The organism is Fictibacillus nanhaiensis, from assembly GCF_042686385.1.
Taxonomy (GTDB): Bacteria; Bacillota; Bacilli; order Bacillales; family Fictibacillaceae; genus Fictibacillus; species Fictibacillus nanhaiensis.
In genome coordinates this window covers 209,432-230,097 of the sequence record NZ_JBHUPF010000006.1, presented here as the reverse complement: position 1 = coordinate 230,097, position 20,666 = coordinate 209,432, and the positions used below count along the sequence as shown (strand labels likewise).

The following is a 20,666-nucleotide window of genomic DNA, read 5'->3' as shown; positions in this document are numbered from 1 at the left end:
TAGTTCTATTATTTACCAATATATTCTTTTCATGTATAAAAATTTGTGCGTTGCTTTGTTGCTTCATGTGGGCATGTTGATTTCCGCTCCAGGTTGCGCGCTTTCCATGGGGCGAACGGTGAGCCTCCTGCCGCTTTGCGCCTTTAGGAGTCTCCACCTGTCCACTCGTCCCATAGGAGTCGGCAACCTTCCGCTCCAATCAACTTACAAGAAGATGAAGAATCTAAAGCTTAAGAACTTTTAATCAGGACGACCTAAAAGATAGTACTTTCAAATCTCCCCTTCTATGAACGTTGATTGGAGTGTAAGATGCGAGACTCCTGCGGGACAGGCTGGCAGTCAGAAAAGTGGAAGTGGCTCGTTAAGACCCGACAAGCAAAAGGTGAATGGATTTGAAGGCGCACTTTGCCTTCTTAGCCATTTAACTTTTGACCTCGAGGGTCTAGCCACTGCAACTAGGCAGGGGAGACACTTATACGTGAAACGTACAAATGTGGCTCCCCGCCTGCCCCGCGGAAAGCGAGCATCTGTAACGGAAATCAACCACTTCCAAAAGCTACATGTTTACAATTACTTTCTGTTAGCAGCGTCCCAGTCAGCTAGGAATTTTTCGATTCCTTGATCTGTTAGTGGGTGCTTTACTAATCCTTTGATTACGTTTGGTGGAATTGTTGCGATGTGCGCGCCTCGTAGTGCCGCTTCTGTTACGTGAACAGGGTGGCGGATCGATGCTGCGATGATCTCTGTTGGGATCTCATGAATCGCAAAAATTTGTGCCACTTGTGAAATAAGCTCCAAACCATCTTGTCCGATATCGTCTAAACGTCCTAAGAATGGTGATACATATGTTGCACCCGCACGAGCTGCAAGAAGTGCTTGGTTTGCATTAAAAATAAGCGTTACGTTTGTTTTAATGTTTTCATCAGAGAACGTTTTTACTGCTTTTAATCCGTCCAGTGTCATGGGAACTTTTACCGTGATGTTTGGTGCAATCTTCGCTAGTTCACGACCTTCTGAAACCATTTCTTCATAAGAAGTTCCGATCACCTCAGCACTAACAGAACCCGGCACAAGGCTCGTGATTTCCTTCAGTCTTTCGTGGAAATCAACACCTTTTTCTTTAGCGACTAAAGAAGGGTTTGTTGTTACTCCAGATAAAATGCCCAGGTCATAGGCTTCTTTAATATCGTCAATGTTTGCAGTATCAATAAAGAATTTCAAAAATATCACTCCTGTTTTTTTAAGTAGGTCTATCTTTTATATTCTTTTATAACATGTTCGTCTTCATACACGAAGGATTACGCTTACAAAACTTCGTAGTTAAAATTGCATATCTATACGTGGATCGTGTTTTTTGCACTCTTATAGTGTAAATGAAACCGCCTATGATGTATAGGCGGTTTCATGAGAAAGGTTATATTAAGCTTTGTTAGAAGAACCAAACTCACGCATTTTTCCAGCTACAGTAGCTTGGATCGCATCACGAGCTGCAGTTAAATAGCTACGTGGATCGTATTTGTCTGGGTTAGATCCGATGTATTCTTTAACAGCTTTGTGAGAAGCAATTTGGTTTTCTGTGTTTACGTTGATTTTAGCAGTTCCTAAAGAAATTGCTTTTTGGATATCTTTTGTTGGGATACCAGTACCACCATGAAGTACAAGAGGTACACCAGTTAGTTCCATAACTTCTTTCATGCGGTCGAATCCTAAGTTCGGCTCACCTTTGTATGGTCCGTGAACAGATCCTAGTGCAGGCGCGAAGCAGTCAACACCAGTCTCACGAACAAGTTGATCACACTCAGATGGGATCGCGTAAGCTGCATCAGCATCTTCAACAACTAGATCATCTTCTTGTCCACCAATACGGCCAAGTTCTGCTTCAACAGAAACACCGTGGAAGTGAGCAAGCTCAACTACTTTTTTAGTAAGAGCGATATTCTCTTCTAATGGGTGGTGAGATCCGTCGATCATTACAGATGTGAAACCTGCATGAATCGCTTCAGCACACTTTTGGTAGCTTGAACCGTGGTCAAGGTGGATCGCTACAGGTACAGTTACTTTGTACTCTTCGATAAGAGCTTTAACCATAGCAACGACAAGCTTGAATCCGCCCATGTAACGAGCAGCACCTTCAGAAACACCAAGAATTACTGGAGATTTCTCTTCTTGTGCAGCTTTAAGGATCGCTTGAGTGAACTCAAGGTTGTTCAAGTTGAATTGACCAACTGCATAATTTTCCGCTTTTGCTTTTTCAAGCATTTCTTTCATTGAAACTAAAGGCATAGTAATGTCCTCCTTAGATATTGGCACGAGCAGACCAACTACATTTTTGTATAGTATATTTGCTTTGCTGAAATGTGCATACACAGCAAAAAGAAGCCACTTTAGTTTACCTTTCATGGCGTCTTGCTAAACATTTCATTATGCTCATATTTCATTCTAGTATAGCATACCAATATCGCCTGAAAACCGCAACACATCAACGTTTTCCGGGTGTAACCGCTATCATTGGCGACACACCAGCATTTCTTAAACTTTTATGATTGTGGCGTGTTTAATGGAAGTTCTTTCCTAACAGCTGCACGAATCTCATCAATATCAAAAGGTTTTGCAAAATGAGTGATAGCTCCCAGCTTCATAGCCTCGTGAATCATGTCCAGCTCACCATAAGCGGTCATGATGATCACTTGAATTGTCTCATCATGTTTTTTTACACGACGAAGGATCTCCAAGCCGTCCATTCCAGGAATTTTCATATCTAAAATGACAAGATCAGGGCGGTCTTTCTCCACAATCGAAAGAGCTTGTACACCGTTTGCTGCCTGATACGTCTTATAACCTTCTTTTTGAAAGATTTCGTTCAAAAGAATTCTGATGCCATACTGATCGTCTACAATTAAAATTTTCCCGCTCATTATTGCTCACCTCATCTAGAGTTTCTTTACAAAACCATTTTGTCCCTATACCATTCGAGACAGAGGATACGAATTCCTGCTGTTCCCGATGATTTGTAATGTTAAATTAAGTATACTAAATTAATAAATAAAAACACGATGATTTGAAAAAAGTAAGGGGTTCTTTTCATGTTAAAAATTTTTTCAACACAAGTTGCAGGATTGCTAAAATCCATTTCAGATAAAGAAGAGCAGTCGATCGAAGAAAGTTCACGCCTGCTTGCTCAAAGCGTACTTTCTGAAGGAACTGTATATTTTAAAGGCTTTGATGAGATGGAAGCCGTTGTTAGTGAGGCACTATTTGGAGAGAATAAGTTTCGCGCTGGGGCTAATTTTTCAGATGTGGAGTTGTCTGATCTGCTTCCGGTCGATAGTGTAGTTGTAGCAACGCGTTTTTTAGATGACAAAAAAGCTGTGGCACTATGTTCAGAGATTCGAAAAACGACGGATTGTAACGTCATTTTGATCGGCGGGCGACGAAAAGATGCCGATATGGACGTGAATCTTGATGATATAGCCGATATCGTGATCGATACGAAGGCTGTTCGAGGATTGATACCGCTTGATGATGGTTCAAGACTAGGTTTTCCATCTGGATTGACCGCTTTATTCGCGTATTACGCCCTATTTTTAACGACGGAAGAGATTTTGGAAGAATATGATGAAGAATAATGAGGAAGCTTGGCTTTGTGCCAAGCTTTTTCTTTTGTGAGTAAGAATTTGATAGGTCTTTCTGTAAAAAAACCATTTTAGCTGCATACCCACCTGGGTAATTTCATTGTTTATTCGAGAAATATCTGCAATAATCCAGCGAATTATGAAGTTAATCCCGCAAGTTTTTACATTATTCCAGCGAGTTTTGCGCATATATCGGCGAGTCGATCTATTTCGACAAATTGAAAGTATCTAATACCCCATCCACATAAAAAACCGGCAGCTCCCACTGAATAGGAAGCTACCGGACATAATTAATTCTTCAATTGTGTTACGGCACCGATAAAGTCACGGAATAGTGCTTGCGGACGTGTTGGTCGTGATGTGAATTCTGGGTGGAACTGTGACGCAACAAACCATGGGTGATCTTCTAACTCGATGATCTCAACAAGACGTCCATCCGGAGATGTTCCTGAGAAGATAAACCCTGCTTTCTCCATTTGTTCACGATACTCATTGTTGAACTCATAACGGTGACGGTGTCTTTCGTAAACGACTTCATCGTTATAAGCAGCGAACGCTTTTGTATCTTCTTTAATTTTACACGGATACAGTCCAAGGCGAAGTGTACCGCCTAGATCTTCGATGTCCTTTTGTTCAGGAAGCAGATCAATAACCGGGAACGGTGTACCAGGCATAAGTTCTGCAGAGTGAGCACCATCAAGTCCTAAGACGTTACGAGCAAACTCTACGGAAGCAAGCTGCATGCCTAGACAGATTCCTAAGAAAGGAACTTTGTTCTCACGCGCATATTGAGTAGCCAGGATTTTACCTTCTACCCCTCTGTCACCGAATCCGCCAGGAACTAGGATACCATCTGCATCTTGAAGAAGTTCTTTCACGTTTTCAGCCGTCACGTTCTCAGAGTTGATCCAGTCGATCTCGATATCTGTATCAAAGTGATAACCTGCATGACGAAGTGCCTCAACAACAGAAATATACGCATCTTGTAAAGACACATATTTTCCGACTAACGCAATTTTTGCTTTTCCTTTTAAGTTCGTCACTCGGTTGATCAATTCTTTCCACTCTGCCATATCCGGCTCGTGTGTCTCAAGCTTAAGGTGTTTGCAAACAAGCTCATCCATCTTCTGCTCTTGAAGATCGATTGGCACTTGGTAAAGCGTATCTGCATCTCTCGCTTCGATAACCGCTTTCGGATCGATGTCACAGAACAAACCGATCTTATCTTTCATTTCTTGAGGAACCGGCATCTCTGTACGAACTACGATGATGTTTGGCTGAATACCTAAGCTGCGAAGCTCTTTTACACTATGCTGTGTAGGCTTCGTCTTCAGCTCACCCGCTGCACGGATGTAAGGAATCAATGTACAGTGGATATACATTACGTTTTCAGAACCTACATCACTCTTGATCTGACGAATCGCTTCTAGGAACGGCAAGCTCTCGATGTCCCCAACAGTTCCGCCGATCTCTGTGATTACGACATCTGCGTTCGTTTCACGTCCAGCACGGAAAACACGTTCTTTGATCTCGTTCGTGATATGCGGGATAACTTGAACGGTTCCTCCAAGATACTCACCGCGACGCTCTTTTCTAAGAACAGTAGAATAAATTTTCCCAGTCGTTACTGAACTGTATTTATTTAAGTTAATATCGATAAAACGCTCGTAGTGACCTAAGTCTAAGTCCGTTTCTGCACCATCATCCGTTACGAAAACTTCACCATGCTGATAAGGGCTCATCGTCCCTGGATCCACGTTGATGTAAGGATCGAATTTTTGCGTCGTCACTTTCACTCCGCGGTTTTTTAATAAACGGCCTAATGATGCTGCAGTGATTCCTTTTCCTAAAGAAGAAACAACACCGCCTGTAACAAAAATATATTTTGCCATGTTTTCAATCCCCCTAAATTTTCTAAAATAAGTATGTGCGTTTAACGCTTTTTCTACTATCGGGAGAGGTATGTGCGTGAAGTCTACACAGTCTCAGCCGTAAAAAAATAAAAAGCAAAAGACACTTCCCCTATGGTTAGGGGGCACTTTTGCTTTGATATCATATAAAATTAGTCTTTTTAATAAAAGATACAGGAATAGCCCAAAAAGAATATTACCCGAGTCTAGAGCACATGTCAAGATGATCTGTGAGAATCCATTTATACATGTGACCAGCCTGTGAAATGGTAGATCAACCTCAGTAATCCACGAGTTTCCACTTTCCCTCTAAAAAACAAAAACCAGCGCCAAAGGCACTGGTTTTAAACGACTCACAATGAGCCTTACAGCTCTTCTTCCTCGTCTGCATCTTCATCATCGTCGTCTTCGTCGAAGTCTTCATCGTCTTCATCGAATTCTAATTCTTCGTCATCATCATCATCGTCATCATCGTCGTCAGAAAGATCATCGTCTTCATCAACGAACTCATCTTCTACTTCCAACTCATCGAAGTCTTCATCATCGAAGTCCTCTTCGAAGTCATAGTCATCTTCAGACGCTTTTTTACGTTTTGTTGGTTTGTTCGTTGCACCTAGTTCTTCTTCAGAGCTCTCAACTGGGTACCACGTTTTTAATCCCCATTTATTATCGCCTAATGAAACGAATCGGCCGTCAATGTTCATATCTGTGTAAAAATACGCAATACGGTTTTCAACAGCAGTCTTAGACAAACCTTTGATTTCAGCGATCTGTTTAACTAGATCATAGAATTGAACAGGTTGCTTAGCATTTTGCAAAATTTCAAATGCGATTTCGACCATTGACATTTCAACGACTTGTTCTTTCGTGTACGTGTTCAACATAGCCACATCGGCACTTCCTTTCCTTCTCCACACTCATTTATATCAACACATTGTGCTCATTCTTTAGAAGAATCATACTCTTCATTATAAACAAATCCCATGCGTATATGCCAGTAGTAATCTATCTTTTTTGCATAAAAGGTTTTATAAAAGATCATACGTCATACTTCGGTGCTCTTGAAAGTGGTTGATTTCCGCTCCAGGTTGCTCGCTTTCCGCGGGGCAGGCGGTGAGCCACATTCGTACGTTTCACTCTTAAGTGTCTCACCTGTCTAGTTGCAGTGGCTAGCCCCTCGAGGTCAAAAGTTAAATGGTCAAGAAGGCAAAGTGCGCCTTCCTGGCCCATTCACCTTTTGCTTGTCGGGGCTGAACGAGCCACTTCCACTTTTCGAACTGCCCACCTGTCCCGCAGGAGTCTCGCAACCTTCTGCTCCAATCAACTTGCAAATAGCAAATGGCCCCAGCTTTAAAAACCTTTTCTAAAAGACCCTTTCTAAATACCAGTACTAAGAGAGACCTTTGAGAATACTTCCTCGAATAGTTATTTGAAGCGGAAGGACGAGACTCCTGCAGGATGAGTGGGACAGGTGAGACCATTCAATGACGCAAAGCGGCGAATGGGCTCACCGCACACCCTGCGGAAAGCGAGTCCTGCAGTAACCCTCGCAAAACTTTCTATAAGAAAAGAGAACCGCTAAAACTGGCGGCTCTCTCCTCTCTCACACTACATGTTTCTTCTATACTTCCCGCCTACTTCATAAAGCGCACTCGTGATTTGACCGAGGCTTGCAAATTTTACAGTGTGCATGAGCTCGTCGAAAATGTTTCCGCCGGATAGCGCAACATTTTTTAGACGTTTAAGCGCTTCACCCGCTTGGTCTTTGCTTGACTCTTGGAACGTGTTCAGATTTTGGATCTGCTGCTCTTTTTCATCTTTTGTTGCACGTGCGAGCTGCATGTTGAATTCTTCTTCTGACGGTGGATTCGGGTTCAGATACGTGTTCACTCCAATTATCGGGAGAGAACCGTCATGTTTTTTCATTTCATAATACATGGATTCTTCTTGAATCTTCCCGCGCTGATACTGCGTTTCCATCGCACCCAGCACGCCGCCTCTTGTGTTCATGCGCTCAAATTCTTGAAGTACCATCTCTTCTACGAGATCGGTTAATTCTTCAATGATGAACGAGCCTTGAAGCGAGTTCTCATTGCGAGCCAAACCAAGCTCTTTTGTAATGATCATCTGAATCGCCATCGCACGGCGAACAGATTCTTCTGTTGGCGTTGTGATCGCTTCGTCATATGAGTTCGTGTGAAGCGAGTTACAGTTATCATAAAGGGCCATCAACGCTTGAAGCGTCGTACGAATATCGTTAAAGTCGATCTCTTGTGCGTGAAGGGAACGTCCAGATGTTTGAATGTGGTACTTCAGCTTCTGGCTGCGCTCGTTCGCTTTGTATTTATCTCGCATAACCGTTGCCCAGATTCGGCGAGCGACACGACCGATTACGCTATATTCTGGATCAAGTCCGTTTGAGAAGAAGAACGATAAGTTTGGCGCGAATGCGTTAATATCCATTCCACGGCTCAAGTAATATTCCACGTACGTAAAGCCGTTCGCAAGTGTAAACGCGAGCTGCGTGATCGGGTTCGCACCAGCTTCTGCGATATGATAGCCAGAAATCGAAACTGAATAATAGTTACGCACTTGATGATCGATAAAGTACTGCTGAATATCACCCATCATGCGAAGCGCGAATTCAGTAGAGAAGATACACGTGTTCTGACCTTGATCTTCTTTTAAGATGTCTGCTTGAACCGTTCCACGAACAGAGGCAAGCGTCTTCTCTTTAATCTCGCTGTACTCTGCTTCGTTCGGCTGTCTGCCGTTCGTATCCGCAAAAATCTTCACTTGCTGGTCAATCGCCGTGTTCATGAACATCGCGAGAATGATCGGTGCCGGACCGTTGATCGTCATCGAAACTGATGTAGAAGGAGCGATCAGATCAAAGCCGTCATACAGCTTTTTCATGTCGTTTAGCGTACAGATGCTCACACCGCTCTCCCCGACTTTTCCGTATATGTCCGGTCGGTGATCCGGGTCTTCTCCGTAAAGCGTTACCGAGTCAAATGCTGTACTCAAGCGCTTCGCGTCGTCATCTTTTGATAGATAGTGGAATCGGCGGTTCGTACGTTCAGGTGTTCCTTCTCCAGCGAACTGGCGCTTCGGATCTTCACCTTTACGTTTAAAAGGAAACACTCCTGCTGTATATGGGAACGAGCCTGGAACGTTTTCTTTCATGATCCACTTTACGATGTCTCCCCAGTCCTCGAACTTTGGAAGAGCAACCTTTGGAATATCAAGACCAGAAAGACTTTTTGTCGTCAGTTCCGTTACGATCTCTTTATCACGGATCTTTGTTACAAATTCTTTTTTGCTATACATTTCTTTTAACGCTGGCCATTCTTTTAGCATTTTTGAAGTCGTTGGCAACAATTGCTCTTCAACTTTTTCCAGTGCCTTATTTAACGACGTTTCAACTTCTTTACCTGCTGCGTCGTATTCTTTTATTGTTTCAAGCGTCCCTTGAATTTGGAACGACTTGCGAGCAAGCTTGGATTGTTCGTTCACCGTTTCATGATATTTACGAACGGTTTGTGCGATCTCGTTTAAATATTGCGCGCGTTCACCTGGAATGATGACGTTCTTTTTCGCAGTCATCGCGTCTTGAGCTGGCTGGATGCCCCAATCCATACCTGACTTTTCTTCGATCACTTTCATCAAGTGATAAAAAAGGACGTTCGTGCCCGCGTCGTTAAACTGGCTCGCGATTGTTCCGTAAACAGGCATTTCATCTAAGTCTCTATCAAACCAGTTGCGAGAACGCTGATATTGCTTCTTCACATCACGAAGCGCATCTTCAGAGCCTTTGCGCTCGAACTTGTTGATCGCGATAATATCTGCATAATCGATCATGTCGATCTTCTCTAATTGTGATGGTGCACCAAACTCACTTGTCATGACATATAGAGAAGCATCTGAGATCTCTGAGATGCCAGCGTCACCTTGACCGATTCCGCTCGTCTCAACAACGATCAAATCAAATCCTGCTGCTTTTGTTACTGCGATCGCATCCTTGATCGCATCAGACAGCTCAGAACGTGAACCACGCGTAGCAAGTGAACGCATGTACACACGCGGATGATAGATGGCGTTCATACGGATTCTGTCACCTAAAAGCGCCCCGCCTGTTTTTTGTTTTGTCGGATCGATCGATATGATCGCGATCGTCTTGTCTTCACACTCGTTTAAGAATCGTCGAACAAGCTCATCCGTTAATGAACTTTTCCCCGCTCCACCTGTTCCTGTGATCCCTAGAACCGGTACTTGTTTTTGTAAACTTTTTAATTCGTTTAACGTCTGTTCAGCCGTTGCCGCGATTTCTTCTGGCGCTTGCTTCACGTTTTCAGCTAACGTGATCAATCGCGAAACAGAGCGAACGTCTTTTTCTACTACTTTTTCGATCTCATCCGTTAAAGAGGTAACCGTCGGAAAATCACACTCTTCTACCATCTTATTAATCATGCCTTGAAGCCCTAGCAATCTTCCATCTTCCGGTGAAAAGATGCGCGTTACACCATAAGCATGCAGCTCCTTGATCTCAGGTGGGATAATAACGCCCCCGCCTCCGCCAAAGACTTTGATATGTCCTGCACCGCGTTCTTTTAATAGATCGATCATGTATTTAAAATATTCAACATGTCCGCCTTGATAAGAAGAGATCGCGATCCCTTGAACATCCTCTTGGATGGCTGCACTCACCACTTCATCTACAGAACGGTTGTGTCCGAGGTGGATCACCTCACAGCCGTTCGACTGAATGATTCTTCGCATGATGTTAATCGACGCATCGTGACCATCAAAAAGACTGGAAGCGGTTACAAATCGAACCGGATTCTTTGGCCGGTAAATATCAGTCTGAGTCATTTCATTCATCCTTTCTTAAGCTCCTTTAATGCCGTACAACAATTGCTGAAGCTGTAACTGTGTATACTCTTCTAATGTATAGATCTTCTGCAGCGCCCAACGTCTGAACGTCCACATCTGTCCGAGGATCACAATATTGTGAGCCGCTGCCGGAATCTCGTTTTCACTTAAATGCAGTTCACCTTGCTTCACTACTTTAAAAAGCAGTTCTTCAAAGATCGCAGTCATCTCTAACTCTTTTTTGAGTACATAAGGAAGAGCTTCATGAGAGAGCGACTTCGCTTCTTGATACATGACGAGCACTTCATCCTGCATATCGTCCATCACTTTAAAATAAGCCGCGATCGCACGCTCGACTCCTTGAATCCCACTGTCTTCCCCATTGATATCCTGCTGTAGCCTCAGCTTCACTCCGTCATAGATGCTGTCGCAAACGAGATAAAGAATATCTTCTTTTGACCGGATGTATTCGTAGAGTGTGCCGATGCTGAAGCCAGAAGCTTTTGCGATCTCACGGGTCGTCGTGCGGTGGAACCCATTCTCTTTAAATAGAGAGACCGCCGCTTTCACCATCTCTTCCCGTCGTCTCTGAATCAATTTTTCGTCTTTTACGAGCGACGGCACTTCTTTCCTACCCAATTGGCCTCCCTCATTTCTGTTTCCCGTCAGCCGGCTGCAATCGTTTTGATAAGATCTCTTCTGCAGCTGTATAAGGGTCTGTGGTACCTGATTCTAAGTCGGCCAGCCAGGAGAACCCATTTTTCTGTTCTTGTTTCCACACTTGCTGATAGATTTCATGCTGAACCACTTCCATCACCTCACGTTTCAGGTTAGAAAGCTTTCTTTCCTTGCCTTCGCCGCTTTTCTCTAAATATTCACGGTGCGTTAGAAGGGATTCCCATAACTCTTGTAAACCTATATTTTCAGTAGAAATCGTCTGAACGACTGGCGGACGGTACGGACTGTCATGCTTCACAAGGTCAAGCATCGCTTCAATCTCTGCAAGAAGCTTCGGAACGCCTGACATATCCGCTTTGTTCACGACGAACAGATCCGCGATCTCCATAATTCCCGCTTTAAACACTTGCACAACATCTCCGCTACCTGGATTCAATACAACCGCAACCGAATCTGCTAGCTTCATTATGTCGAGCTCAGACTGTCCGACTCCTACCGTCTCTATTAAAATCACATCAAACCCATAAGCATCCATCAGCCTTACTGTTTCTTTCGTAGAACGAGAGAGTCCGCCAAGACTTCCACGTGTCCCCATGCTTCTAATAAAAACACCAGGATCGGTAAAATGATCAGCCATCCGAACGCGGTCTCCGAGGATAGAGCCGCCGCTGAACGGACTCGTCGGATCAACGGCAACAACCGCAACAGTCATCTTCTTTTTACGCAAAAAAGAGATAAGACGATTGACGAGCGAGCTTTTCCCAGCACCAGGTGAACCGGTGATGCCGATCCAATGAGCGCCTTTTTGCTGGGGATAGATGCTCTTTAAAAGCTCAAGTTTGTCTTCACCGTTGTTCTCGGCAAGCGTGATCGCTTTCGCGAGAGCACGTTCCTCTTTTTGCTGGATGCGCTGTGCTAATGGATGCATGGTTTCCTCCTAAAAGTGGTATTGAAAATCTATTTTGGAAGTAGTTGATTTCCGCTCCAGGATACTCGCTTTCCGCGGGGCAGGCGGTGAGCCCCTTGCCGCTTTGCGCCCTTAAGGGTCTCACCCGCCCGCCTGTCCCGCAGGAGTCTCGCATCCTTCCGCTCCATTCAACTGCAAAGGTGTTATAAAACCTTTCTTAGCAACACTCTGTTAAGAACATCACCTGCAACTTCAGGGATGATTAGCCTAGAGTCTTCTTGAGAGCACCTCGGCCATAGATAACTGACTTAGCAAGGAGTTTCCCTAGCCAATGTGTCGCAAAACTCCACGCTCTTAATCTTTCAAAAGCATCTTAGAAATAACGAGACGCTGTATTTCTTGTGTACCTTCGTAGATCTGCGTAATTTTTGCGTCACGCATATAACGTTCTACGGGATATTCTTTCGTGTAGCCGTATCCGCCGAACACTTGAACCGCGTCTGTTGTAACTTCCATTGCGATGTCTCCAGCAAATAGCTTCGACATTGCGGATTCTTTTCCATATGGAAGACCTTCAGATTCTCTCCAAGCCGCTTGATAGGTTAATAGGCGAGCCGCTTCCACTTTTGTTGCCATATCTGCAAGTTTGAACCCGATCCCTTGGTTAACACCGATCGGCTTACCAAACTGTTTGCGGTTCTTTGCATAGTTTACAGAAGCATCGAGTGCTCCTTGAGCAATTCCTACTGCTTGAGCTGCGATTCCGTTACGTCCGCCATCAAGAGTCATCATCGCAATCTTAAAGCCTTCTCCTTCTTTACCTAGAAGGTTTTCAGCTGGCACACGGCAATCTTCGAAAATGATCTCTAGTGTTGGAGATGAACGGATGCCGAGTTTCTTTTCTTTTTTACCAAAAGAAAAGCCTGGTGTGCCTTTTTCTACGATGAACGCAGAAACTCCTCTTGATCCTGCTTCAATATCCGTGCGAGCGAACACAACATAGATTTCGGCGTCTCCAGCGTTTGTGATGAAGATCTTTGAGCCGTTGATGATATAGTCATCGCCGTCTTTTTTCGCTGTTGTTTTCATGTTTCCTGCATCTGATCCTGATCCTGGTTCAGTTAAGCCATAAGCTCCGATTTTTTTACCTTCTGCCATCGGACGAAGGAACTTTTGCTTTTGCTCTTCGTTTCCAAACTTAAAGATCGGCCATCCTGCAAGAGAGGTGTGAGCAGAAAGCGTTACACCCACTGACGCACAAACACGCGATAGCTCTTCCACTGCGATCACATAGCCTAAATAGTCCCCACCGATCCCGCCGTACTCTTCTGGCCAAGGAATTCCGCAAAGGCCAAGCTCACCCATCTGATCAAAAATAGCTCGATCAAAACGCTCCTCTTCGTCACGTTCTGCTGCTGTAGGTTCTACTTCATTTTTGGCAAAATCACGCACCATCTTGCGGATCATTTCATGTTCTTCAGATAACATAAATTGCATTTCTATCTCTCCCTCTTATCCTAGTAAATGTTTGCTTACTACCATACGTTGAATCTCACTTGTTCCTTCATAGATCTGACACACCTTTGCGTCACGGAACAATCTTTCTACTGGATACTCTTTCGTGTAGCCGTAACCTCCGTACACTTGTACAGCTTCAATTGCTGACTTCATCGCCGTCTCTGAAGCAAACAATTTTGCCATCGAAGCTTCTTTTCCGCATGATAGATTGTTTGTCTTCAGATCAGCTGCCCGATAAGTTAAAAGTTTTGCCGCTTCCACCTCTGTCGCCATGTCCGCCAACTTAAAGCCTAGCCCTTGATTTGCACCGATCGGCTTGCCAAACTGTTTTCTTTCTTTTGCATAGTTCGTCGCAAATTCTAAAGCTGCCTCTGCGATGCCAAGTGATTGAGCAGCAATTCCGATCCTGCCTACATCGAGGTTACCCATCGCGATCTTAAAGCCTTCCCCTTCTTTACCTAATAGATTTTCAGCAGGTACACGTGCATCTTCAAAAACGATCTCGCACGTGTTTGATCCGTTCAACCCCATTTTTTTCTCTTTCTTCCCTACTGAAAAACCTGGCGTATCTTTATCTACGATGAAAGCCGAGATTCCGTAGCTTCCTTTATCAGGTGCTGTTGAAGCAAAAACGATGTACACGTCTGCTTCGCCTGCGTTTGTAATGAAAATCTTAGAGCCGTTCAAGATGTAATGATCGCCCTTTTTAACTGCTCTCGTCTTTAAGCTTGCTGCATCAGAACCCGAACTAGGCTCTGTTAGTCCGAACGCACCAAGGTACTCTCCACTCGCTAACTTAGGAATGTATTTTCTCTTTTGTTCTTCATTCCCGAAATATAGAATCGGATTCGTTCCGACACTCGTATGAACGGATAAAATAACGCCAATCGTCGCACTCACTTTTGAAAGCTCGTTGATCGCGATGATGTAGGACGTAAAATCCATCCCTGCTCCGCCGTACTCTTCTGGAATCGGTATCCCCATCAGTCCGAGCTCTGCCATCTTCGTGATCAGATGACGCGGAAATTCTTCTGTCTCTTCCATATGCTCAATGGCCGGTGCTATCTCTTTTTGCGCAAAATCCCGTACCATCTTTTGCATCATCTTTTGTTCTTCTGTAAATACGAGGTTCATGGTTTCTCCCCATTCCTATAGTGAAATGCCGACTCTTGAAGTCTCTCTCCGGGTTTATCTCTATTGTTCTTTCTTGGCTTACTGTTTCTCTGTCTGTTTTTTATTTTTCTCTGTCTGCTATCCTCTGTTAGCTGTCTCTTCCACAAAGACAAAAATGGAATTTTTGTCTTTGTGTGGGGTCAGACCCCGTAGTTGTAGAAGCCTCTGCCTGACTTCTTTCCGAGCCAGCCGGCTTTTACGTACTTTCTTAACAACGGACACGGACGGTACTTGTCATCACCGAATCCTTCATGCAGCGTCTCCATGATGTAGAGACACGTGTCGAGCCCGATAAAGTCTGCTAGCGTTAACGGCCCCATAGGATGGTTCATTCCGAGTTTCATAATCTCATCGACTGCTTCAGGGGTTGCCACACCTTCATACACCGCGAAGATCGCTTCATTGATCATCGGCATGAGGATGCGGTTGGAAATGAAACCTGGGAAGTCATTCACTTCTACGGGTACTTTTTGCAGCTTCTTAGATACTGACTCAATCGTCTCGTATACGTCATCTGCTGTTTGAAGTCCACGGATGATCTCTACGAGTTTCATAACAGGAACCGGGTTCATGAAATGCATGCCGATTACTTTTTCAGGTCGGTTCGTTGCAGCCGCGATCTCTGTGATCGGAAGGGAAGATGTGTTCGACGCTAAGATCGTATGAGCTGGCGCGTATTGGTCAAGCATCTTAAAGAGCTGTGTCTTCACGTCCATGTTTTCTACGACCGCTTCGATCACAAGATCTGCATTTGACGCGTTCTCTAGAGAAACAGAAGCTGTGATGCGGGACAGAATGGATTCTTTCTCACTTTCATCCAGACGTCCTTTTTCCACTGAGCGGTTTAAGTTTTTTTGAATAATGCCGATTCCTTTTTGAACGAACTCTTCTTGCATGTCATGCAGAACAACGGAATAGCCTGCTTGCGCACAAACTTGCGCGATTCCTGAACCCATTTGTCCTGCGCCGATCACCATAATGTTTTGAATGCTCATGAATATTGCTCCTCCTTATTTCTTCACTTCTACTAAGATCGCGTCACCTTGCCCGCCGCCTGAACAGATCGAAGCGATGCCAAGTCCGCCTCCACGTCTTTTTAACTCGTGAATCAATGTAAGTACGATGCGCGTGCCGCTCGCCCCAATCGGGTGACCTAACGCGACTGCTCCACCGTTCACGTTCACTTTTTCAAGATCTAGTCCCGCAAGCTCAGAGCTTGCTAGCGCAACTGCTGCGAATGCTTCATTTATTTCAAAAAGATCAATGTCTTCTAATGATTTCCCTGTTTTCTTTAACAGTTCATTGATGACAAGGCCTGGCGTTTTAGGAAAGTCTTTCGCTTCCACAGCAAGTGCCGTGTGACCAAGAATCGTCGCCATCACTTCTTTGCCTTCTTTTTCAGCACGCTCTTCGCTCATCACGACTACTGCTGCTGCACCATCGTTCACGCCTGGTGCGTTTCCTGCTGTAATTGTTCCATCCTGTGAAAAAACAGGTCTTAGTTTTGCAAGAGATTCAATAGACGTATCTTTACGTGGTGATTCATCAAGGGACACGACAATCGGGTCACCTTTCCGCTGAGGCACTTCTACCGGAACGATTTCTTCCGCAAAAATACCCTTTTCAATGGACTCTACAGAACGGCTATGACTGCGGTACGCCCACTCGTCTTGACGCTCACGTGAGATCTCCATCTCTTTCGCTACGTCATTTCCGTAGATCCCCATGTGAACACCTGTAAACGTACACGTTAGACCATCATGTACCATGAGATCTTTCACTGAGCTATCTCCCATACGAAGCCCCCAGCGCGCTTTCGGTAGAATGTATGGTGCGTTGCTCATCGATTCCATCCCACCAGCTACGATGACTTCTTCATCACCCGCACGGATGATCTGATCTGCCATCGTGATCGCACGAAGTCCAGAAGCACATACTTTGTTTATTGTTTCTGTTTTCGTCTTCCAAGGTAATCCTGCTTTTTCAGCCGCTTGGCGAGAAGGAATCTGCCCTTGGCCGCCTTGAAGAACACACCCTAAAATGACTTCATCCACCGATTCTGGCGCAACGTTCGCTCGTTGAAGCGCTTCTTTAATCGCGATTCCGCCTAGATCTGATGCTGTAAGAGAACTTAATCCACCGCCAAATTTTCCTACAGGTGTCCGTACACCACTGACGATTACTGATTTTGTCATATGAAAAACCTCCCGATTGAAATAATAGAGCTACAAGAATTATGTTAACGCTTACAAATTTTATAAAAAGACGAGCCGAGCGAACGCTCAGTCGACCAACTTCCAAGCATGAAGCTGCCAGCTCAATTGCAGGCAGCTTATTTACATGATGCTCAAATACTACTGAAGAACCTCTTGTTTCTGTGAGCCAAACATTGATTTTTCTAGAATTTCAACAACGTCTAAGGTTTGTACTTGCTCTTCTACTTCTTTCGCTTTCGTTCCGTCACTCAACATCGTTAAGCAATACGGACATCCGCTTCCGATCATGGTTGGATTTACAGCAAGAGCTTGTTCTGTACGCGCAACGTTCACACGAGATCCTGCTTTTTCTTCCATCCACATCATTCCGCCACCCGCTCCACAGCACATTCCGTTCTGACGGTTGCGGTCCATCTCAACGACCTTCACACCTGGAATTGCTTTTAAGATATCACGAGGTGGTTCATATACTTCGTTATAGCGGCCAAGGTAACAAGAATCGTGATACGTGATTGTTTCATTCACTTCATACTTCGGCTTAATTCTTCCTTCTTTGATCCAGTCTGCTAAAAGCTCGGTATGGTGATACACTTCTGCTTCTAACCCAAACTCTGGGTATTCGTTTTTGAACGTGTTATACGCATGTGGATCGATCGTGATGATCTTCTTCACATTATGCTTTTGGAATAACTCGATGTTCGCGTTCGCCATCTCTTGGAATAAAAACTCGTTTCCAAGACGACGAGGCGTATCACCAGAGTTCTTTTCTTTGTTTCCTAAGATCGCAAACGTGATTCCTGCTTCGTTCATGATCTTCGCTAAAGAAAGTGCGATTTTTTGTGAACGGTTGTCATAAGCACCCATCGAACTTACCCAGAACAGGTACTCGAACTCCTCACCCGCTTTTTCTTTTTCTTTTACAGTCGGAACGACGATATCTTCTTTCAGCTCGCGCCAGTTCTCGCGTTCCTTTTTCGAGATTCCCCAAGGGTTCCCTTGCTTCTCGATATTTTTGATCGCACGCTGCGCTTCTGCATCCATCTTACCTTCAGTAAGAACAAGATAACGACGCATGTCGATGATCTTATCAACGTGTTCGTTCATAACTGGACACTGATCCTCACAGTTACGGCAAGTTGTACATGCCCAGATCTCTTCTTCTGTCATAACTTCACCGATCATCTCAACATCATAAGCAAGTGCAGATGATCCGTCTGTTGTTGCAGCTGTTTCCTCAGCGCCTTTCCCTCTCGCTTCGAAAGCGATCTGGTTGCCTGTTGTGTTCGAGAAAACGAACGCTGGCATCCAAGGTGTGCGTGATGTTACTGCTGCTCCTTTTACCGTTAGATGGTCACGCAGTTTAACGATCATATCCATCGGTGATAGCATCTTACCAGTACCTGTTGCCGGACAAACATTCGTACAACGGCCACACTCTACACAAGCGTAGAGATCAACAAGCTGCTTTTGATTGAAGTCTTCAATCTTATTCACACCGAAAACTTCTTGTGTCTCGTCTTCGAAATTGATCGAAGAAAGCTTTCCTACTTTATCTTTGCGGCCAAGCCAAACGTTTAGTGGACCTGCGATCAAGTGAGCATGCTTTGATTGAGGAACATACACTAAGAACGTTAATAAGAATAATAAGTGAATCCACCATGAGATAAAGAATACGACTGCAGCACCCGTTTTCCCTAAGAAACCAAGAGCCATGGCGATTACGGACGCGATAGGAGCCGTCCACTCGTACGGTAGATCGTGCCAGATAATCTCTGCACCGTTCCCAACTAATACGGAAAGCATCAAGCCACCGATGAACAGAAGAACCAATCCAGATTTAAATCCACGCTTCAGTCGAACAAGCTTTTCAACATATCTTCTATAAAAAGCCCAAACGACTGCGATCATGATCATCGTCGTTACGATTTCTTGGAAAAACGTGAATCCTGGATAAAGCGGACCTAAAGGCAGATGCGATCCAGGTGCGAGTCCTTTCCAAATAAAATCGATCGCTCCGAACTGAACGAGAAGGAATCCATAAAAGAACATGATATGGATAATTCCACTCTTCTTATCTTTCAAAAGCTTCTTTTGACCAAATACATTCACTAAGACTGCTTTAATTCGTTCTTGAACCGTATGATCAAACTCTACTTTTTTGCCGAGCTTGATAAATTCAAACCTTGTTTTTACAACATAAAAAAATAAAAACAGTGCGTAAGCGGTTACAAAAAGAAATGCAAGCCAGTTTGCTACCATTAAGCCGTCCATCGCTCTCTCTCCTTCCAATGCTCCTATTCCCTAATTCTTTCTCTTTTAATAATTCTAAATGAAATTAATTTTCTGACTTCATTATAGCATAAAAAAATAAATGAATGAGCATTCAGTCAACATCCGTTAAAAAATTTTTTTTAGTGGTTTTATATGGTGAGGGTATACTATAAAAAAGTTTGCTACAAAAGGAGGAGAAGAAGATGTGGTTCGTTTTATTACTGATAGTCATTGGATTTTTGGCTTGGATCGACTTTTATTTAGGACATAAACAAACGACTGCAAAAGAAGAACCTCCTGTAACTACGAAAGGCAACTTGCATCTTTTAACGACGGGGTCTCATTTTTTCGATTCTCTGTTTCAAGATATTGATGAAGCCAGGAAGTCCATATACATACAGTTCTACATATGGCGTGATGACGAACTCGGCCAAGAGCTATGTGCAAAATTGATCAATAAAGCCAAGGAAGGTTTAGAAATAAGATTGCTCCTGGATTACATGGGCAGTTATGGATTGAAAAAAAAGACGGTGAACAGTCTCAAAAACGCTGGTGTCCATTTTGAATACAGCAACAAGCCTCAATTTCCGTACCTTTTATACCGGGTTAATCATCGAAACCATCGTAAAATCACGATCATCGACTCACAGATTGGTTACTTAGGCGGCTATAACGTAGGAAATGAATATATTGGCAGAGTCACACGGTTTGGAGACTGGCGCGACTATCATTTAAAATTAAGAGGTCATGCTGTGATTGAATTGCAGCGTCTATTTAGTGATGATTGGAACGGTTCAACAAATGAAAAGATGACGCATAGTGTTTCATCTCTTACTCAGGAAATAGAAGAAAAAGATCTGTTGCTCCTTCCTTCAAAAGGACAAGCTGGGTATCACTATTTTTATGAAAAAATAAAACAAGCGAAAAAAAGCATTTTTATAGGTTCACCATACTTTATTCCGGGTAAAAAGATGAACAGAGCGCTTTTGTCAGCTCTAGATCGTGGTGTCAATGTGAAGATACTCGTTCCCATGAACCCCGACCACCCTTTTGTCCAAGAAGCTTCTTATCGTTATGTCAAACCGCTCTTAAAAGCGGGTGCTGAGATCTATCAGTTTCATGAAGGATTCTATCACTCCAAAATCGTTATGTTCGATGATTCAATCTGTGATATAGGTACGGCAAACTTCGATCTTCGCAGCTTTTTTTATAACGACGAGCTAAATTGCATCTTTACAGACAAAACCGAGATACAAGCTGTGAAGCAGGTGCTCGATTCAGATCTTGAACGCTCTGAGAAATTGACGCTAGCACGTTTAAAGAAGACACGGAGTTCCGTTAAAGTTCGATTTAAAGAAATGGTGGGTTTTGCGCTATCGCCTTTTTTATAAACAAGTAATCGAAGTGCTATGGAGAATATGAGAGTGATTGATTTCCGTTTCAGGTTGCTCGCTTTCCGCGGGGCAGGCGGTGAGCCCCTTGCCGCTTT

The 20,666-nt window shown here is 43.9% G+C and carries 15 protein-coding genes; 2 read left to right on the top strand and 13 right to left on the bottom strand.

Going from position 1 to position 20,666, the window contains the following annotated elements; translation table 11 throughout:
- Window positions 1–570: 570 nt before the first annotated feature.
- The 3 genes from fsa to ACFS5O_RS04870 all read right to left on the bottom strand — a co-directional run bounded on the left by fsa (window position 571) and on the right by ACFS5O_RS04870 (window position 2,918).
- On the bottom strand, window positions 571–1,221 hold the full coding sequence (gene fsa / locus ACFS5O_RS04880; protein ID WP_066399032.1) for a fructose-6-phosphate aldolase: 651 nt from the start codon (window positions 1,219–1,221) through the stop codon (window positions 571–573).
- A gap of 198 nt (window positions 1,222–1,419) precedes the next feature.
- Entirely contained in the window at window positions 1,420–2,283 is an 864-nt protein-coding gene (gene fba, locus ACFS5O_RS04875) for a class II fructose-1,6-bisphosphate aldolase (protein ID WP_066399034.1), read from the bottom strand.
- Between the two features lie 254 nt (window positions 2,284–2,537).
- Complete coding sequence (locus tag ACFS5O_RS04870; RefSeq protein WP_205725467.1) at window positions 2,538–2,918, bottom strand: response regulator; 381 nt, start codon at window positions 2,916–2,918, stop codon at window positions 2,538–2,540.
- 165 nt (window positions 2,919–3,083) lie between these two features.
- Here ACFS5O_RS04870 and ACFS5O_RS04865 point away from each other — a divergent pair, with 165 nt between their 5' ends.
- Window positions 3,084–3,626: a DUF2529 family protein gene (locus tag ACFS5O_RS04865; protein ID WP_205724926.1), complete on the top strand. Its 543-nt coding sequence runs from the start codon at window positions 3,084–3,086 to the stop codon at window positions 3,624–3,626.
- Window positions 3,627–3,922: 296 nt separating this feature from the next.
- On the opposite strand, the gene pyrG is transcribed toward ACFS5O_RS04865, so the two are convergent.
- The 10 genes from pyrG to ACFS5O_RS04815 all read right to left on the bottom strand — a co-directional run bounded on the left by pyrG (window position 3,923) and on the right by ACFS5O_RS04815 (window position 19,177).
- Entirely contained in the window at window positions 3,923–5,524 is a 1,602-nt protein-coding gene (gene pyrG / locus ACFS5O_RS04860) for a CTP synthase (RefSeq protein WP_198768698.1), read from the bottom strand.
- Between the two features lie 383 nt (window positions 5,525–5,907).
- Window positions 5,908–6,426: a DNA-directed RNA polymerase subunit delta gene (rpoE, locus tag ACFS5O_RS04855; protein ID WP_205725466.1), complete on the bottom strand. Its 519-nt coding sequence runs from the start codon at window positions 6,424–6,426 to the stop codon at window positions 5,908–5,910.
- 724 nt (window positions 6,427–7,150) lie between these two features.
- Window positions 7,151–10,414 carry a fused isobutyryl-CoA mutase/GTPase IcmF gene (gene icmF, locus ACFS5O_RS04850; protein WP_205724925.1) on the bottom strand — a complete coding sequence of 1,088 codons (3,264 nt, stop codon included), beginning with the start codon at window positions 10,412–10,414 and terminating at the stop codon, window positions 7,151–7,153.
- A gap of 15 nt (window positions 10,415–10,429) precedes the next feature.
- On the bottom strand, window positions 10,430–11,053 hold the full coding sequence (locus ACFS5O_RS04845; protein WP_205724924.1) for a TetR/AcrR family transcriptional regulator: 624 nt from the start codon (window positions 11,051–11,053) through the stop codon (window positions 10,430–10,432).
- A gap of 10 nt (window positions 11,054–11,063) precedes the next feature.
- Window positions 11,064–12,020, bottom strand: coding sequence for a methylmalonyl Co-A mutase-associated GTPase MeaB (gene meaB / locus ACFS5O_RS04840; RefSeq protein WP_205724923.1), 957 nt, complete (start codon window positions 12,018–12,020; stop codon window positions 11,064–11,066).
- Between the two features lie 333 nt (window positions 12,021–12,353).
- Complete coding sequence (locus tag ACFS5O_RS04835; RefSeq protein WP_205724922.1) at window positions 12,354–13,496, bottom strand: acyl-CoA dehydrogenase; 1,143 nt, start codon at window positions 13,494–13,496, stop codon at window positions 12,354–12,356.
- Between the two features lie 15 nt (window positions 13,497–13,511).
- A complete protein-coding gene (locus tag ACFS5O_RS04830) occupies window positions 13,512–14,651 on the bottom strand; it encodes an acyl-CoA dehydrogenase (protein ID WP_205724921.1) in 1,140 nt (379 codons plus the stop codon).
- A 179-nt stretch (window positions 14,652–14,830) separates the two neighbouring features.
- A complete protein-coding gene (locus ACFS5O_RS04825; protein WP_205724920.1) occupies window positions 14,831–15,685 on the bottom strand; it encodes a 3-hydroxybutyryl-CoA dehydrogenase in 855 nt (284 codons plus the stop codon).
- 15 nt (window positions 15,686–15,700) lie between these two features.
- The gene (locus tag ACFS5O_RS04820; RefSeq protein ID WP_205724919.1) at window positions 15,701–16,885 is read right to left on the bottom strand and encodes an acetyl-CoA C-acetyltransferase; all 1,185 of its coding nucleotides are present in this window, start codon (window positions 16,883–16,885) and stop codon (window positions 15,701–15,703) included.
- 159 nt (window positions 16,886–17,044) lie between these two features.
- Complete coding sequence (locus tag ACFS5O_RS04815) at window positions 17,045–19,177, bottom strand: 4Fe-4S dicluster domain-containing protein (protein WP_205724918.1); 2,133 nt, start codon at window positions 19,175–19,177, stop codon at window positions 17,045–17,047.
- 203 nt (window positions 19,178–19,380) lie between these two features.
- Here ACFS5O_RS04815 and cls point away from each other — a divergent pair, with 203 nt between their 5' ends.
- Window positions 19,381–20,568 carry a cardiolipin synthase gene (cls, locus tag ACFS5O_RS04810; protein WP_205724917.1) on the top strand — a complete coding sequence of 396 codons (1,188 nt, stop codon included), beginning with the start codon at window positions 19,381–19,383 and terminating at the stop codon, window positions 20,566–20,568.
- Window positions 20,569–20,666 lie beyond the last annotated feature (98 nt).

Bases quoted from the DNA above. Each gene is read 5' to 3' on its own strand.
- fba (WP_066399034.1), bottom strand. From the start codon at position 2,283: ATGCCTTTAGTTTCAATGAAAGAAATGCTTGAAAAAGCAAAAGCGGAA.
- ACFS5O_RS04865 (WP_205724926.1), top strand. From the start codon at position 3,084: ATGTTAAAAATTTTTTCAACACAAGTTGCAGGATTGCTAAAATCCATT.
- pyrG (WP_198768698.1), bottom strand. From the start codon at position 5,524: ATGGCAAAATATATTTTTGTTACAGGCGGTGTTGTTTCTTCTTTAGGA.
- rpoE (WP_205725466.1), bottom strand. From the start codon at position 6,426: ATGTTGAACACGTACACGAAAGAACAAGTCGTTGAAATGTCAATGGTC.
- icmF (WP_205724925.1), bottom strand. From the start codon at position 10,414: ATGACTCAGACTGATATTTACCGGCCAAAGAATCCGGTTCGATTTGTA.
- meaB (WP_205724923.1), bottom strand. From the start codon at position 12,020: ATGCATCCATTAGCACAGCGCATCCAGCAAAAAGAGGAACGTGCTCTC.
- ACFS5O_RS04835 (WP_205724922.1), bottom strand. From the start codon at position 13,496: ATGCAATTTATGTTATCTGAAGAACATGAAATGATCCGCAAGATGGTG.
- ACFS5O_RS04830 (WP_205724921.1), bottom strand. From the start codon at position 14,651: ATGAACCTCGTATTTACAGAAGAACAAAAGATGATGCAAAAGATGGTA.
- ACFS5O_RS04825 (WP_205724920.1), bottom strand. From the start codon at position 15,685: ATGAGCATTCAAAACATTATGGTGATCGGCGCAGGACAAATGGGTTCA.
- ACFS5O_RS04820 (WP_205724919.1), bottom strand. From the start codon at position 16,885: ATGACAAAATCAGTAATCGTCAGTGGTGTACGGACACCTGTAGGAAAA.
- ACFS5O_RS04815 (WP_205724918.1), bottom strand. From the start codon at position 19,177: ATGGACGGCTTAATGGTAGCAAACTGGCTTGCATTTCTTTTTGTAACC.
- cls (WP_205724917.1), top strand. From the start codon at position 19,381: ATGTGGTTCGTTTTATTACTGATAGTCATTGGATTTTTGGCTTGGATC.